Consider the following 16097-nt stretch of genomic DNA (forward strand, 5'->3'; position numbering starts at 1 on the left):
CGAAGATATGTAAGGCATCAAGAAAAGGTTGAAAAACAGGAGCAGCCGCAATTAGATTTGAAGTAGACAACGCCCCCTTTTAGGGGGCTAATGCAAAGCCACCTTCTTCAGAAGGTGGATTCTTTACATATTAGTGGGAGAGGGAGTCAGTTGTTCCCGAGGTTTTGAGATCATTATTGGGTTTATAGTCGAGTAGGCTTTGTAAGAATAGGGCACTGAAGGGGGCTATCTGCTCCTTTTTCTCCAGTGGGCTTTGACCATTTTCTAATACCACAAATAAAGTATCATCGAAGTAGGGCTTCTTAATAAATCCCGCTAAATTATCCACTCCCTGCATAGAGCCGGTTTTGGCGTAAACATAATTCACTAAAGGTTTTCGGTTAAAGTAAGACTTGTATTGCAAGGTGCCACTAACTCCTGACAAGGGAAGGAAATCGAGTAAGCCCATAAAACGTTTATCTGTGTAGATAAGCCCTAATACTTGGCTTAGCTGCTTGGCACTAAGCAGGTTGTAACGAGAGAGCCCAGAACCATCAACTATTTGCGCATGGGTAAGGTCAACACCTGCTTGGGTCAGAATTTCACGCATAGCTTGGCTGCCATTTTTAAAACTGCCTGCCTGCTTAAAGTAGGACTGACCGATCTGTTTTAACAGGCTGTCAGCTATTAAATTGTCTGATTTTAGTAACATGGTCTCGAGCAGCCGAGGAAGTGCTTTAGAGCTGTGTGTAACTATGATGTTTGCATAATTTGGACTTACATTGCTGAGTCTTACACTGCCAGTAAGTTTGATTTTGCTGCTGGCAATAATCTGCTTGAGGGTATCGCTTGCAAAGAGTGCTGGATCAGATATGGCCACCGCCAGCTTTAAGTTTTTGCTACCAGGATAACAGCCACTGAGCTGAAATTGATTATTGCCCAAGCGCTTTAGATCCAGATCGCAAAAAGCCTCCTGCTTATTTTTGTCAAAAATGGCTGAATTATAAAACTTCACCGGCAGATAACTGGCAAAGCTAAGTTGGCTTTTGTTGCTTGCGAGCAAAGGCTTAAGCTGACCATGGACGCAGTTTTGATTGATCACAAACTGAGAGACGGGCGCAGCAAAACAGATCCCTAAATCATCCCATACCCAACCTGGTGCTTGAAGCTGTTCATTACTGTCACCTATTAGGTACAGATCACCGTTAATCCGACTGATACCTAGATCTTCAAGTTTCTTGAATAGACCGCGTAGATCTTGGGTGGTCAGTGTTGGATCGCCACTGAATTTGAGATAAAGATCTCCCGTGACTTTTCCATTTTTGATTGGGTAGCGAGAGTAGAGCTTTGTGTTAAATGTAAAGTCATCGCCAAGTTGCGCTGTTGCAGCAACCGCTGTGAGTAACTTTTGGGTGCTGGCGGGTAACAGTAAGGTATCGGCGTTCTCCTCTAATACCACCTGATCTGTCACTAGGTTCTTGGCATAAAGCGCGGTATGGGAGTGGGGAGGTTTAATTAGGCTTAGCAGGTTACTGAAATAATCCTCAGCTACAGAGGGGGATGAGATAAAACAGGTGAGCAGGGCTGCTCGCGTAAGGTGTCGAATAACGCACATAGTTGGCTAACTCAGAATGCATGGCTCATATGGACTGCTATTCTGGCATAAAATCTTAGGGTTTAAAAAGCACTGTCCATAGTTTTATCTGCATATAGATAATATAGAGAAGCTAATCGTTTGAGTTATCTTTTTCCATCAGACGGTAGAGGCGTAAAGTGACAAAGCTAACTAAGCCAATAAACAGCGGGAGAATAAATAAACCTAGCTCAGCTTTAAAGTGGAAAATCCCCCAAGCTACAAGAAGGGTGATAACGAGTGTCATTAATATTTTTAAGTTCATAGCGAATATTTCCCCATAAAGAGGCGTTCAAAACAGACAATAATTCCAGTTTATCTAAAGCAGCTCTTCATTGCCGTGATAATGCTCAAAAGCAGAGGTTTTTATTCACCTGGTCATTTATTGCTCGAAAATAGTACGAAAGTTAAGATGTTAGGGCTGATTATGGTAGAAAAAACTTGCTGTAATGGCTTTAAATCGGTAATTTCTACCCCTTATGATTCATTAAAAGGATCGACATGCCTCACATTCGTCTACGCGGGCTGCCTGAAGCAGCGGTCATTGACCTAAGTCGCACCTTACTCCATGACCTCGCTAAGATCTGCAATGTGGACCAACAAGCGTTCACATTAGACTGGGTTTCGAGTGTCAGTTATCGTGATGGCATGAAGGACTTGAGTACGACACAAGTTGAAGTACTCTGGTTTCCCAAAGATCCAAACACTCACCAAATGGTTGAAAGTGCTATCCGTGAAGCGATAAAAAATGCTTATCCGGAACTACAAAATCTGTCTGTGATCTTTATTGCATTAGACCCAAGCACTTACTTCCGAAATGGCGAGCATTTTTAAGGAGATGGCCTTGCTGGATAAGCTTGGTGGAATACCGTTACAACCTGAGTCAATACGCTGGTTGTTAACCCCTAAATGCCTGAAGGCTGAGTTGCTGACATCGATAGCTAAAGCTAAACAGGCTATCTACATTTCAGCACTCTATTTAGAAGATGACGAAGCGGGTCGTGAAATTTTATCCGCCTTGATGCAAGCAAAAGCTGAAAATCCGGCATTAGATGTAAAAGTCTTAGTCGATTTTCATCGTGCCCGTCGTGGACTGATTGGTCACAAAGGTGACAGTGGAAACTACCTTATGTACCGTAAGGTGATAGCTGAAGCTGAGCATCCAATCGAGATCTTAGGCGTACCTGTGAAATCTCGTGAGTTCATGGGCGTACTGCATCTGAAAGGCTTTGTTATCGATGACACTGTTATCTACAGTGGCGCTAGCCTGAATAATATCTACCTTCATCAGAATGAAAAATACCGCTTCGATCGTTACCATGTTATCGAATCTGCTGAGCTTGCGCGTTCCATGCGTCAAATGGTGCAGACATATTTGGTCGAAGATGTCGCTGTTTGTTCATTGACTCAGAAGAAAGATTGCGAGCAACTCCCTGATAAAATTGATATCCGTAGTCTTAAAACTCGTTTGAGCAAAGCGCATTACGAGTTTGAACAGACGCGTATAGGTAATCGTATTACCCCTGTTGTGGGGCTAGGACGTAAGAAAAACAAGCTTAATAAATTAGTTGTCGATCTCGTGGCACAATCTAAAGAGTCACTGTTTATCTGTACTCCCTATTTTAATCCGCCCTATATCTTAGCCAGAGCACTTGCGAAACATCTTCGTGATGGTAAGCGTATCGATATCGTTGTCGGCGATAAAACCGCTAACGACTTCTATATCCCCCCTGAGGAAGATTTCTCGACCATTGGTGCTTTGCCCTACATGTATGAGCAATCACTGCGTAAGTTTGCCAAGAGACAGCAGTGGGCAATTGAGAATGGCCAACTGAATATTCACCTGTGGAAAGATGGGATCAACAGCTATCACCTCAAAGGGATGAGTGCCGACAGCAGACGTCATCTGCTTACTGGCAGTAATTTAAACCCAAGAGCCTGGTCGTTAGATCTTGAAAACGGTTTATTGCTCCATGATGAAACAGGTTGCTGGCAGGAGCAGTTTGAGACTGAGCAGAGCCATATTTTGCAGCATACAGAGCGTCTATATCACTACAGTCAGATCGATACCTTAAATAGTTATCCAGCGCCTGTACGTAAGATTATGACGCGTATTCGTCGTTTAAAAGCGGACTTCCTGCTAAGACGAATTCTCTAGTCTGCTTAGTTCCAGTTTCAAGTACATGCTTAAAAAAAGCGAGGATAATCCTCGCTTTTTTATGTCTGGAACATTTATGACTAGCGGCCATGGATGGCTTACGATAGTCGTTATGTCTGGAACATTTATGACTAGCGCCCATGGATGGTTAGCGATAGTCGTTATGTCTGGAACATTTATAGATTTTGATTATATAAAGAGTTGGCCACGGATGGTTAGCGATAGTCGTTATGTCTCTCTGTTGATGTTAATCGTAGAGAAAAGACAAAAGCTATTCACCACAGAGGGTGAGCATAACGGTAGTTATAAGCTCGCGAACGAGAGATACGAGGTCGAACTGGTACTTAGATAGGGATATCGTTACAGAGGTCTCGGAGAAAAGCCAAAAGAATAGATCCCGGAACAAGCCCGGGATGACGGCAATGAGCAAATGCCCATTTTGTTCTTGCTTGAGTTTGTTTGTTCTTGCTTTTCCCGTCAGCGTAGCGCTCTGTAGTCGCCTGCGACGTCTTCTGTGAAGCCTAGTGAACAATTGCTGCCATCCTCGCAGGACGAAGCCTGTCCTTCTTAGCTTTTACAACACTGCGACATCGGTTTTATCCAGATCCGTGCCAGACTTAGCAGCGTTTAATGCAAGTACTACCAATACCACCATGATAGCGCACAGGGCGCCGACACTGAACTGACCGTGCATGGGGACTAAAGACATCATAAGCGCAGCAATACCCGCACCAAAATTCTGTAATCCACCAAGTAGCGCACCAGCAACACCTGCATGCCTTGGGAAAGGTTCCAATGCCGCAGAGGTCAATACTGGAAATAGGATCCCTGCGCCAGTAAAAAAGAGAACAGAGCCAACGAGTAGGCTCCAGCCTATCACTAGGTTTGATAACCCAGGGATCAACAAAAATAGTGAACCTGCGCCAAGTAGGGCAACACTGTGATACATGTCTTTACTGTTGTCGCTCAATTTACCCGCATAATATGCACCAGCAAGGTAACCTGGGATAGGCGCAACAAAGTAGCAGCTAACCCAAAATGGCGAAAGTTGAAGCACTTGGCCATAGAGTACCCCCGCAACAGCTTCAAAGGCTGCAATACCAGCAAAGGTGGCAACTAGACACACAAGGTAGTTTCTAAACTTCCTGTTAGCCAATACAAAGCGATAAGAGTGAGTTACTGGTTCAGGTTTGCGCTGATCAGCAGGGAGTGATTCTTTAAATCTAGTGATGATCAATAGCAGTACAGAAAGACCAAATACGGCTAAAAAGCTATATACTGACTGCCAGCCAAAGTAGTGGGTCAATAAACTGCCTGCAAACGGGGCAATAAGCGGTGAAAACACCACGGCCATAGAGACAAAGCTGTTGAACTTGACTAGTGGCTCACCAAAGTAGTGATCCCTTGGGATACTGCGACAAAGTGCGCCAGCACTGGCTGTACCTGCACCCTGTAATAGCGTGGCGGCGATTAATAGCTGATAACTGTTTGCAATACTCGCAATAAACGCACCTATTACAAAGAGCGAGATCCCGAATATCAACACTGGCTTACGTCCAAGTCTGTCTGACGCAGGACCATAGATAAACTGTAATAAGCCATAAGAGAGTAGGTAACATGCCATGATGGCTTGAAGTTGACCTGCATCAATGCTGAAGCTGCTTGCAATGTCGGGCAATGCAGGTACAAAGATGGTTTGCGCCATCTGTCCGCATGCCACTATGATAACGATTAGAAATATGAGTGAAGAGAAGCCTTGGTGTTGTGCGCTAAGGTTCGACTTCTTCTGTAAGCCGCTCATGTCGTCTCCGAAACTGTAAAAAATATGAGGTTATATAAGAAACGCGCATAATACTCATATAAAATACAATTACAAATTTTAAACTGCTTATTTAAATGAAATTATTCGCTATATTTTGATAAGTTTTTTAAGGGTGTAAACGGCGTAAAGTTATACTTACGATATGTATTGTAGATGTTGAGTTATAATCTATGTCGCAACATGTTTTTTTGACGGAGATCTCATGTTTTACCATGGTGTGTGGCAAATTTAACCAATGGCTCAATTTCAGTTTATTTTGATATTTTTTGATGCTGTGAGTTACATATCCCCTAATGCAAGCTTTACCCCAACTCACCATGCCTGTTAAAATCGGCAAATTAACGCTATCAAATATTTTAATAGCAAAATGAGCATAGAAGTAAATAGTATGAGTGTCGAACTACACGCAATCCATAAGCTTTATCAATATCGAAAAGCGATATCCTCTAGACCCTATGGTGCACGTGGAAAAAACCTTGTTCGATGCGATCTTTGTTTGCTAGCAAAGGTGTATTGCACTTGTGAATATCGTCGACAGCTAATTTCAAATAACGCCTTTTTATTGATTATGTATGATGATGAAGTATTAAAGCCGAGCAATAGTGGAAGGCTTATTGCGGATCTCATCCCTGATACTCACGCCTACATTTGGTCACGTACTCATGCTAATCGAAAAATGATGGCTCTGATTGAAGATCCCACTTATCAGCCTTTTATCATCTTTCCTGGTGAATATGCGAACGAAGAGCAGCAGGTTCTTTCTAAGGTCGAGCCGTCAAGTTTGCTAAGGGGCAAGAAACCCCTATTTATTTTACTCGATGGCAGCTGGCGAGAAGCAATAAGAATGTTTCGTAAAAGCCCCTATCTGCATCATCTTCCGATGCTCTCCTTTACTCCAGACACAGTTGCCAAGTATGGATTACGTAAAGGTAGTCGTGACTTTCAACTTGGTACCGCAGAGGTGGCCGCTCTGGCACTTGGAGCTGCTGGAGAGGCAGACAATGCGGCATCTTTAAATACGTGGTTTGAACTTTTTATCGAGTCATCTATCTTTAGCCGCAGTCGTAAAAGCACCCAGGATTTGACCCCGTTAACTAAGTTAAGAGAAGCGTTTATGGCTTCGTTTGACAGTGAGTAAGAGGGCACTGTTTTGATACTTATCTCTCAGTGCCGTTTAACGATATGGAGTAAAGCTTTAGCAACTGGCGCTTGAAACTAAACAAAAAATATCACATTGTGTTTCTTAAATTAAACCACTTATTGTGTTTTAACTTTTCCTGCAAATAGGCGTGAAGCTTACTGTTTACCAAGAAATGCGAATAGATAGCTCCACTCACCTTCACCTCGCTATAGGCAATCTGCTTTTAGATGTGCTGATAACTTGCCAATACCCCCTAAATTAAGAATCTTTTACACTAATTCCCATTGCAAACTTTTAACAAATCACCTTGTTGGTGAAGGGGTTAACAATGAAAAGGTTATGGGATCGTATTCCGCTGAAAATTAAAGCCGAATGTGGACTTTCTATCTTGAAAAATCCCCTAACTGATTCGATAAAATTGACCGTGAAGCATATGTGGGATTGTTAGATCAGATAAGTAAAACCAATGGAACACGTTATGACCTCTACAGCTTACTCCTGTACAAACGACAATAGTTCACATGTATTTTCTATGTTTTTGAAGCAAATACGACATGAGAATGACCTTTCACAAGAACAGTTCTGCTTGAGATTAAGAGAAGAGAGTAGTCTGTTTTGTAACCTTGATAGCATTACCATCAGTCGCTGGGAGAGAGAGGTGAACATTCCATCTTTAGCAAAGCAAGCTGAAATCGTAGAGCTTTTTGGCAAGGAGTTATTTGATGTATATGGGAACGATCATCAATTTATTTCTGAAGGGATAGATCTCGTTAACTATGAACAAAGTTATACTGATGGGCGCTCTATTCACCCCTATTATAAAGAAGATAGCTATACCATTGAAAAGATTGGGGTAGAGCATCACTGCTTTCTTTTTTTTCTGCGTATGATCTTACAATATGAGGGCAATCCAAGTATCGAATTGGTCTCTGAAGAGATTATAAAAGATGAATATGCTTCACTTAATATCATGGTGGCATGTGCATACGGTAATCAAGTCGTCGGCCACTGTCTCTATCTAGATACGAGTACCCATGAGATCCTAAAACTACTCAATTTTAAATCTGGATTACAGCAAGTTATCACTTCGGCAAAAGGAGTGAATGACGACTCTCTGCTTGTTTTATCCTCTTTTGGGGCAACATCTCAGATAGAAAATAGCATGATGTCAATCTACATCAACAAATTTGCCTGTAGCAAACCACTACGATACCTCTGTTTTAGCCTGTGTGATGAAACCTTAATTAAAAAACTCACCGCAGCCAAGTTGACCCCTTTTAAAGAGAAACTTTATGAGAAGGAGGAGGTGCAAGTCACTATTGTCTCCTTTTTGATTAGTCGTTCAGAGGTGATGGCAAACCGCTTTCTACTCAAGCTAGCTGTCATTTCAGCTTCTAGGTTGAACTCTATGCTCAATACAATGGTTAAAGGAGGTTGAAGATGCGAGTATTAATTATTGATGATCAAAGATTTATACGAGAAACAATAAAGGCTGAGTTAAAACGTCAACTTCACTATCTCGAGGTGTTCTTCTATGAGGCTGAATGTGGCAACGAAGCGATTGAGCTTATTCGATGGCACAGTCAAAAGGAGGAAACACAGCTAGATCTGATTATTGCCGATCTAAAGATGGAAAATGGTGATGGTTTAGCCGTGATCAACTTTATGGCCGCCAGTGAGATTTCCAATACTATCCCTCTAGCTGTGATCAGCTCTTCAGATAAACGAACATTAGAGTTAGTCGAAAATATCAGTAATACCTTTAACCTCTATCTTATTGGTGTATACCAAAAGCCTGTTAATATCTCTTTACTCCTGCAGCAGCTAAAGCTGTTAAAGAGAGTTCGTAAACAGGCCGCAGATAAAGCGGAACACTCGGCGCTCCTATCGCTAGAGCAAATTAGTTACTTGATTAATCAAGAGAATTTGATCTTATGCTATCAACCAAAAATTGAGATAAACACAGGTGAGATAACCGGTTTTGAGGTATTGTCTAGGTTATGTCAGAAGGGGGATGGATTTATCTATCCAGACAAGTTTATTCCTCAAATCACTCAGGGTGGCTTAAGTACCACTTTTTCTAAGTTGGTCCTTGAGCAGGCTATCAGTCAATGGATGCTCTCGCCTAGATTCTTGCAGTACGATCTATCAGTAAATATCACAGTAGAAGATCTTTTTGATCAACATTTCATTGATTTTGTTATTAATAAAAAGCAGTTACTCCCAAACACAAAACTGATCCTGGAGCTCACTGAGTCCCATGAAACGATAGAGCAAGATATGGTGCTTCGTTCAGTTGCTAAGCTCATCATCAATGATATTGCAATCTCACTGGATGATTTTGGTAAGAGCTACTCAACATTTGACAGGTTAGATTGTATCCCTTTTGATGAGATTAAAATTGATAAAGATTTTGTCTGTGATCTGGACAGAAACAGTCAACACCTCGCGATAGTGGAGTCAACAATTGCACTGGCTAATAAACTTAAAGTAAAAGCTGTGGCCGAGGGGGTAGAGACATTGAGTGTACTCGAACATCTTAAATCCTTAGGTTGTAATATGGCTCAAGGTTATTATTTTAGCCCACCGATCGAGGGGCGATATCTTGAAAGCTGGATTGGTGAATATAGCGGTGAGGGCTGCAATGTCATCACAAGTTAATGACATATATATACAGCAAAAAATACGATTTTTTCTTAATCATCATGCTGAAAATGATAGGAAAAGGTTGTTAAAAATTCTACAGGATGAGGTAATTTTACTCAATGAAGCGGTCACTTGTGTAAATTCGACTGATAAAGAAGCGTTAGCGGCTCTTAAGCATAGACTTAAGGGAATTTGCTGTTACCTTATGATACAAATTGAGACTATTTTTTGCTATCCAGATAGCAAGTTTGAACTTATGTTAATTGTTCAGGTTTTACAAAATCAAATTGTGGTTGTTCTAGATGAAGTTTAAGCCTTACTCTATTTGTTATCTTATCGTCGGTCTGACGGTTACCTTTTGTATCGATTGGTTGTTTTGGAGCCACTCTCAAAGAGAGTTTGCTGAGTTCCATGATAAAAAGTCCGCAGCATCAGCCATGTCTGCCCATGATATGTTGATGCAGCACAAGATCATTACCAGATCAATTCACTCCTTCTTCAGTGCTTCTATGCTGGTCACCAAAAAAGAGTTTACCGAATTTACTCAAGAGCTCCTTAAGATAAAATCTGCGATTGCATTTACCATAGGAGAGGATAACAAGCTGGCTTTTATATCCAATCCAGAGTTTGAGGATGAGATTAAAAAAGGCAGGTTTAGCGTTAACGGTCAAGATGAGTTAACCTTCGAGCTGGCTGGGTACTCCTCTTTTCTGATGCCGATTGACCAAGCCAAGCAACGTTATATGGTGTACATCATATCCCACAGACAAGTATTGGAGAGGCTAAACAGTGAGGAGGATATCTGCATCGCTTTCATGGTTACAGGTAAGCAACTTAGTAACCATTATTGCCAAATGCAGCTTTCAGATATCCAACGGGCACTGTTTTATTATCAAAGTGAAGGGCAATATCATGGATCGGAGTTTGGCGCTGAAGACTTCACCTTAACAACCTGGTATTCACCCCCAGTTGATGAGATTAATGAGATTCTGTTGATCATTTTTCTCTTTTCAGTGACTGGTGTTGGTTTTTCTATTCTTTTATACCTTAAAGTAGAGCAGCGAAATATGCTCTATAAGATGCGAATCGAAACTGATTCTAAAGTGGCTGTATTATCAGCGATAAATCATGAGATCCGTACGCCCATCAACGCCGTTTTGGGCTATAGCCATATGCTTAAAAGTGCTGACTGCTGTGTTCCTCAAGGTGAGATGACGATCAATAAGATTATCTGGTCGGCGAACTTGTTACATAGCGTCGCAGAAAATACGCTGAATTTTAGTAAGGCGAGTGCTGATACGCTAGTTTTGGAAAATCAAGCAACAGATCTAGCACAGTTTATTAATAATATTAAAGAGTACTATATTGCATTTAGTGAGACTGGAGACAAAAAGCTCAATATCTTTATTGATAAACCACTTCCGCCTAGTATTGCTATCGACAGTACTAAGCTTTATCAGCTGATCACTAACATCATCAATAACGCGTTTAAATACAGTACTGGTAAACAAGTCAACTGCCACATTGCGCTTAAACAATACCGAAACTCTCCCTTTTTGAGAGTGGCGATTAGGGATTTTGGTAAAGGCATGTCTAAAACCTCTATGGAAGCGATATCTCGCCCATTTACTGCTGGTTTGCCCAATAGTGCCGCACAACAATCTGGCATAGGAATTGGTCTCTACACCTGCAAACAGGTGATTGAGAAAGTCGGAGGAAGAATTGCTATACGTAGTCGCAAAGGGCAAGGGACCTTAGTGATCATTCGTTTTCCTTTCGAGTATATAAACGCTATTTCTAAGGAGCAGATGTTAGCTTCAGAAACAAAAGGCGAGGGTGTAAACCAGAAGCTGGTTTTAGCCAAGCCTTACTCTTCAACCGTTGGGGAGAAGGGGAGTTTGGCAGAGGATCGCTCTGCTCTTTATCAACTGAAACAGCTATTATTAGTTGATGATAACTTGTTCAATTTGGAGGTGTGTAAATCCATGTTGGAGAAGCAGGGTTTTAGTGTAACTACCTGTCTTGATGCAGCATCGACGATTGAATACATCAAGAGTACAACCCCAGAGATCGTTTTAATGGATTACCGTCTTGAAGGGACTAATGGTTTAGCGCTTATTGATGAACTGATGGAACTGCAAACAGATGGGGTGACTAAAAAGAAGGAAAAAACGACCCACTACTTTATTCTTTCGGCGAACGATAAAACAGAGATCCCATTCAGTGAAGAGTATCCCGATGTCTTCTTTATGCAGAAGCCTCTGAATATTGATGTGTTTATCCAGCAATTGGATAAGATTTATGCTTGATTGATACACTAGCGCCGATAAAGCTTTGCGTATTGATAAAGCTTTCCCTATATTGAATAGATAGCAGGTCACTTTTTATCAATACTGCTCTGCTTGTTTCAAAGGAACACGCCATGATAGGACTGATTAAACATAATCAAAAAGCCCTAGTGCCAACTCTAGTATTCGGCATGACTTTAGCTATTGTATTTTCAGCTTCTCATTTCCACCCTAAAAATCAAATTGCAGCTTCTACTACAGTAAGTCAACAGCTCACCTTTAACCGTTATCAAGCGGGATTTGTCTGCCGAGAACGAGGTTGGGAATTCTGCACTGGTTGGTCATACTCCACCAGCCGCTTGGCATAAAATCTCTCCCTCTTTAACTCCCTGTTCTCCGTTTAGTGAAGCGCAACAACGTGCTTCTGTTTCTCGTTCAATAGCTCATGACTAGGCCAAATTCACCTTGGTAAAACCTCTTTTGATCTTCATTATTAAAGCCAAGATAAAAGCTATCCACCACAGAGAACTCGGAGAAAGCCTCAAATATACAGCAAATAATGGATCCCGGAACAAGCCCGGGATGACGGCAGTGGGAATAATCCGTTTGTAGTGGCTCTAGCTCTTGACCTAGCTCCTAGCAGTGAGCTTGCGAACGCTCTCGCAGGCACGAAGTGTCGTCCTAGTAGGACAGAGTCCGTCCTTCTTTTAAACAAACGAATCAAATGCGATCGCGCTCTCTTTTACTCCGCGGGCTTTGAGTTGTTCTATAGTGGATGTCATCATAGGTTTAGGGCCGCAGAGGTAAAACTCAACATTAGCTAGGCCCTCTGCTTGTTTGGATATCTCATCTAATTGAGCGGCTAACCTGTCCTGAACATAACCTTGCGTTGGACCTGAGTTAACTCTTGAGTGAGCTGAAGCATCATGGTTTGTAATACTGATGCTTGTAGGATTACTGCCGTTAAATAAACCGGTCGGTCTCGATAGTACTGGGTAATAGAAGAAGTGCTTATGCTCAATCGCCAGTGTCGTGAACCTCTCTTGATAGATAAGATCTGCCTCACTACGCGCGCCAAAGAAGAGATGAATAGGACGGGTACTTTTAAGCTTAACGAGCTGCTCCTCAATTAACGATTTTAATGGCGCCATACCGGAACCTGCTCCTATCAACACCATGCTCCTTTTGCTTATGGGCTGAGCCGAGAACTCCTCAAAAGGACCTGCAGCTTCAATCCTATCTCCAGGTTGTAAATTACAGATATAGTGGGAGCCAACACCGGGATTGATGACTTGTGAGATCGCAAACTTTGGTGCCTGCTGTAGCTTAATGGTGAAATGCAGTTCGTTTTCAGCGTCAGGTAAAGCGTGATCGCTGTTTGCCAGTGAATAGTTACGACTGCAGGAGTCATGGGTAAATTGATGACTCTCTATCTCATTCCAATGTGAGCTCAAAGACTCTGGTAGCGCTACTGGTAAGCTGTGACTGCTAGCTGCAGGAATAAAGAAGCGCATAAAGGCTCCCGCTTTAAACGTGATAGGTTTACTTGAGACGGTCTTAAACCTGAGTTCTTTGATAAAAGGGCTGATAAACTCACTGCTAATCAACTCTAGCTGATGCTTTTCGGCTTGTGTGATATCAAGCAGACTTAAGCTGTCAACCTCATCACTTGTGTGCTGACAAGCCAACCGATAGCCCAAATTGAGCTCATCTTGAGTAAACTGCTGATTGTCACAAGCGGTAATTTTAGCCTCGGGTTTGAGTTTTACTCGACAACGCCCGCAACTTCCACCACCGCCACAACTTGAGGGCAGTGCGATATCTTGGTGTATTAAACCGTCGAGTAAGTTTTCATGGGCAGGAATTGAAACATGGCGTAATTGCTGGCCGTCTATGTCGATGACCTGAATCGTGTTGTTCTGCTTTTTGATTAAACGCTTTGGTAACAACTGGGTCAGCGAATATTGCCCATTTAGCCCCAGCTCTATAGTCCAGATAAAACCCGTAAAAGCGAAAAACAGAGTAAAAATCGCAAATACGATAATCTGCACATTATTGAAGCTGCCTTCATTGGTGTAATCCATAAAGTGGAGCATAAAAGCGATATCGACGATACGCTTATCATCATTACTGTGACCCACTAAGCGACCAGAGCCTGCATCGATATAGACGCTGGTATTTATCTCATCATCAAAATTGACACGCCAGAGGGTGTTTTTCTCTTTTAATCTCTCATCAAACGGAGGTGATACACGAGAGGCTGAGGTGATGATGCCAGGACCCTTATATGAGTTAACAGCCAATCCCTTTGCCATCGTTTGATCAATCATTACCTGTTTTCCCGTTATAGCATCGATCAAGGTGTAATGATTTTTGAAGTAGGGATAGAGCGCTCTATCATAGGTAAGCAGGTAGTAAGGCTTATCAAGCAGTGTTACTTGCGATAAAGACACTGCAGGTTTAAAGCTGTTTAACAGTGTCGCAGGCTCTATCTGGGCAGGCTTATCAGTGTCATCTACGCTTACCGGCGCCGATTTGGCTAAATATTGCGTGCCACGAGCTTTTTGGCTATCCATTAGGTTGAAGTAGAGCCCTGTTCCAATCCAGAGGAGTAGCTGAATACCAACCAACAGAGATAACCATTTATGCAGGAACTTTATCTTCCCCATTACATTGCTATTCATGAACTTACTCCCTCATTTTGACCTGAGGAGCCTTGAGCCGTCGGTTTTACCGCGTCATCTTTAAAAATTCGGTAATAGGTGAGTATTAACCCGAATAAACAAGCAAGCAGGGCGAAGCAGACAAACCAGAATAGTAGCCAGTTACTGGGATCTTCCTCCTCATAGTCCATCACATGCAGGCTGAACATTAGATCAAAAGTGCGCCAAAACTCGTGGCGTTTGGTGACGACTTTGCCTGTAAGTGCCGAGATATAGAGCGAAGGGCTACCAAAATCATTAAAGTTTACTCGCCACGCAGGAAGATGGCGGCCACTTAACTCGAAAGGGGGATTGTCAGTGATAAGTTCAATCAGCGCGATATTGCCCGTGCCAGTGTATTCATGTTGTGCAATTGCCTGGGCGTATGCTTTGGGCAGTGGAGAGAGCATAGCCCCTGTACCAGCATCTAACATATGCTGTTCATCACCTTGCTTGAAGCGGTACACTGGCTTATCAATTAACATACCGAGCTCAAGCTGCTCAGCCTTTGGATAGGTTTGGATTAACTGGGTTAAGGAGTAATGAACATCATCTGGAGCGATTTTTGTTTGATGGTTATGGACAAGGGTATCGCCATGGATATAGTCAATATCAAAGATCACCATATAAGCACCTGATACCGTCCAGATCACGAACTGAACACCGAGAAAGAGCATCAAGTATCTATGGTATTTACGACTTATTTTTAATAAGTTCATTATTATTCCTGTAGCTTGTTTTTTGTAGAGCGTTTTTTGCGACATCTTTACGATGAAAATTTTAGAGTCATTAAATAGATACTTATCTTATCTATACCCGAATTTATATATTTACCTATAAAACACTGAGGATTTAAGTGATAGTTGATATCAAAAAATATCACGTCAACATAAATGTTTTATTAATCCTCGTGGATTAACAAGAGATGATGATAAACAAATTTCGATGAAAAGCAGTAATAGAAATGTAACAGATTGATGACTATCTTAAAAAAACTAACACAGTAGAGCCATAGCTCCCGGCCTTCGCCGGCATGACGGGAATAGATAAATTATGGTCACTGGATGAAATGCTCTGTGGTAAAACCTCTTTTGATAACCGTTAAAGCCAGAACGAAAGCTACCAACCACAGAGATCACAGAGGACCACGGAGAAAGCACGAATATAAAGCAAACAATGGAGCCCAGCCTTAGCCGGGATGACGAAACAGCTAAAGTCTGGAACGCATTTATGTTGTCACTGGCTGGCTGCACTCAACTTTGAGAAAAGCTTGTTACTCAACATGGTCAAGTGAGCCAGTTTATCTATTTCTATCAACTGCTTTACCTTAGCTTCGAGCTTTTTAGCCGTCATCCCGGGCTTGTTCCGGGATCCAGATTTTGATCTTTCTTTACAAAGTCATCGAATCTCATAGAATAGATCGCTCCACTCAGGGTTATGCTCTTCTATAAGGTTGATTTTCCATTGCCTCTGCCAATTTTTAAGTTGTTTCTCTCGTGTAAAAGCACTTTGCATTGTGTCAGTAATTTCATAATGTACTAACTGCGTCACCGAGTATTTCTTAGTAAAACCTTCGACCAAATGCTCTTTGTGCTCCCATATACGCTTAACGAGATCGCTTGTTACACCAACATATAAGGTCCCATTTCGCTTGCTTGCTAAAATATAAACCGCTGGTTGCATAACTGTCGTCCATGAAGTTATTTAAAAGCTAAAGTATAGAAGTAA

15 protein-coding genes and 1 pseudogene are annotated in these 16097 nt (G+C 41.9%); 10 read left to right on the plus strand and 6 right to left on the minus strand.

Annotation, left to right across the window (positions count from 1 at the left end; genetic code table 11):
* Nucleotides 1–66 (plus strand): annotated as a pseudogene (locus tag K0625_RS21950) (IS200/IS605 family transposase); the annotation flags it as partial.
* A gap of 64 nt (nt 67–130) precedes the next feature.
* Here K0625_RS21950 and dacB read toward each other — a convergent pair.
* Nucleotides 131–1594 (minus strand): D-alanyl-D-alanine carboxypeptidase/D-alanyl-D-alanine endopeptidase, encoded by a 1464-nt coding sequence (dacB, locus tag K0625_RS21955; protein ID WP_220111591.1) that lies wholly within the window; start codon nt 1592–1594, stop codon nt 131–133.
* Nucleotides 1595–1706: 112 nt separating this feature from the next.
* Complete coding sequence (locus K0625_RS21960) at nt 1707–1877, minus strand: hypothetical protein (protein WP_220111592.1); 171 nt, start codon at nt 1875–1877, stop codon at nt 1707–1709.
* A gap of 236 nt (nt 1878–2113) precedes the next feature.
* On the opposite strand from K0625_RS21960, the gene K0625_RS21965 reads away from it, so the two are divergent.
* The 3 genes from K0625_RS21965 (at nt 2114) to K0625_RS21975 (ending at nt 4122) form a co-directional block, all read left to right on the plus strand.
* The gene (locus K0625_RS21965) at nt 2114–2446 is read left to right on the plus strand and encodes a DUF1904 family protein (protein ID WP_220111593.1); all 333 of its coding nucleotides are present in this window, start codon (nt 2114–2116) and stop codon (nt 2444–2446) included.
* A gap of 10 nt (nt 2447–2456) precedes the next feature.
* The gene (gene pssA, locus K0625_RS21970; protein WP_220111594.1) at nt 2457–3770 is read left to right on the plus strand and encodes a CDP-diacylglycerol--serine O-phosphatidyltransferase; all 1314 of its coding nucleotides are present in this window, start codon (nt 2457–2459) and stop codon (nt 3768–3770) included.
* Between the two features lie 76 nt (nt 3771–3846).
* Complete coding sequence (locus K0625_RS21975) at nt 3847–4122, plus strand: hypothetical protein (RefSeq protein ID WP_220111595.1); 276 nt, start codon at nt 3847–3849, stop codon at nt 4120–4122.
* A 222-nt stretch (nt 4123–4344) separates the two neighbouring features.
* Here K0625_RS21975 and emrD read toward each other — a convergent pair whose 3' ends face one another.
* Nucleotides 4345–5571 carry a multidrug efflux MFS transporter EmrD gene (gene emrD, locus K0625_RS21980; protein WP_220111596.1) on the minus strand — a complete coding sequence of 409 codons (1227 nt, stop codon included), beginning with the start codon at nt 5569–5571 and terminating at the stop codon, nt 4345–4347.
* A gap of 409 nt (nt 5572–5980) precedes the next feature.
* Between emrD and K0625_RS21985 the strand changes: the two genes are divergently transcribed.
* The 6 genes from K0625_RS21985 to K0625_RS22010 all read left to right on the plus strand — a co-directional run bounded on the left by K0625_RS21985 (nt 5981) and on the right by K0625_RS22010 (nt 12035).
* A complete protein-coding gene (locus K0625_RS21985; protein ID WP_220111597.1) occupies nt 5981–6730 on the plus strand; it encodes a tRNA-uridine aminocarboxypropyltransferase in 750 nt (249 codons plus the stop codon).
* A gap of 481 nt (nt 6731–7211) precedes the next feature.
* Nucleotides 7212–8171 (plus strand): helix-turn-helix transcriptional regulator, encoded by a 960-nt coding sequence (locus K0625_RS21990; RefSeq protein WP_220111598.1) that lies wholly within the window; start codon nt 7212–7214, stop codon nt 8169–8171.
* Nucleotides 8172–8173: 2 nt separating this feature from the next.
* The gene (locus K0625_RS21995) at nt 8174–9394 is read left to right on the plus strand and encodes an EAL domain-containing response regulator (RefSeq protein WP_220111599.1); all 1221 of its coding nucleotides are present in this window, start codon (nt 8174–8176) and stop codon (nt 9392–9394) included.
* Entirely contained in the window at nt 9378–9692 is a 315-nt protein-coding gene (locus tag K0625_RS22000; protein WP_220111600.1) for a hypothetical protein, read from the plus strand. The genes K0625_RS21995 and K0625_RS22000 overlap by 17 nt, the downstream gene beginning before the upstream one ends.
* Nucleotides 9682–11688, plus strand: a complete 2007-nt coding sequence (locus K0625_RS22005) for a hybrid sensor histidine kinase/response regulator (protein WP_220111601.1) — start codon at nt 9682–9684, stop codon at nt 11686–11688. The genes K0625_RS22000 and K0625_RS22005 overlap by 11 nt, the downstream gene beginning before the upstream one ends.
* Nucleotides 11689–11801: 113 nt before the next feature.
* Nucleotides 11802–12035 carry a hypothetical protein gene (locus K0625_RS22010; RefSeq protein WP_220111602.1) on the plus strand — a complete coding sequence of 78 codons (234 nt, stop codon included), beginning with the start codon at nt 11802–11804 and terminating at the stop codon, nt 12033–12035.
* 339 nt (nt 12036–12374) lie between these two features.
* Here the strand turns inward: K0625_RS22010 and K0625_RS22015 are convergent, their stop codons facing one another.
* The 3 genes from K0625_RS22015 to K0625_RS22025 all read right to left on the minus strand — a co-directional run bounded on the left by K0625_RS22015 (nt 12375) and on the right by K0625_RS22025 (nt 16052).
* On the minus strand, nt 12375–14351 hold the full coding sequence (locus tag K0625_RS22015; protein WP_220111603.1) for a 2Fe-2S iron-sulfur cluster-binding protein: 1977 nt from the start codon (nt 14349–14351) through the stop codon (nt 12375–12377).
* Complete coding sequence (locus K0625_RS22020) at nt 14348–15088, minus strand: PepSY domain-containing protein (protein WP_220111604.1); 741 nt, start codon at nt 15086–15088, stop codon at nt 14348–14350. Before K0625_RS22020 ends, K0625_RS22015 begins: the two co-directional genes overlap by 4 nt.
* Nucleotides 15089–15767: 679 nt before the next feature.
* Nucleotides 15768–16052, minus strand: coding sequence for a GIY-YIG nuclease family protein (locus tag K0625_RS22025; RefSeq protein ID WP_220111605.1), 285 nt, complete (start codon nt 16050–16052; stop codon nt 15768–15770).
* Nucleotides 16053–16097 lie beyond the last annotated feature (45 nt).

Origin of the sequence: Shewanella nanhaiensis (assembly GCF_019457885.1) — a bacterium.
Lineage (GTDB): Bacteria > Pseudomonadota > Gammaproteobacteria > Enterobacterales > Shewanellaceae > Shewanella > Shewanella nanhaiensis.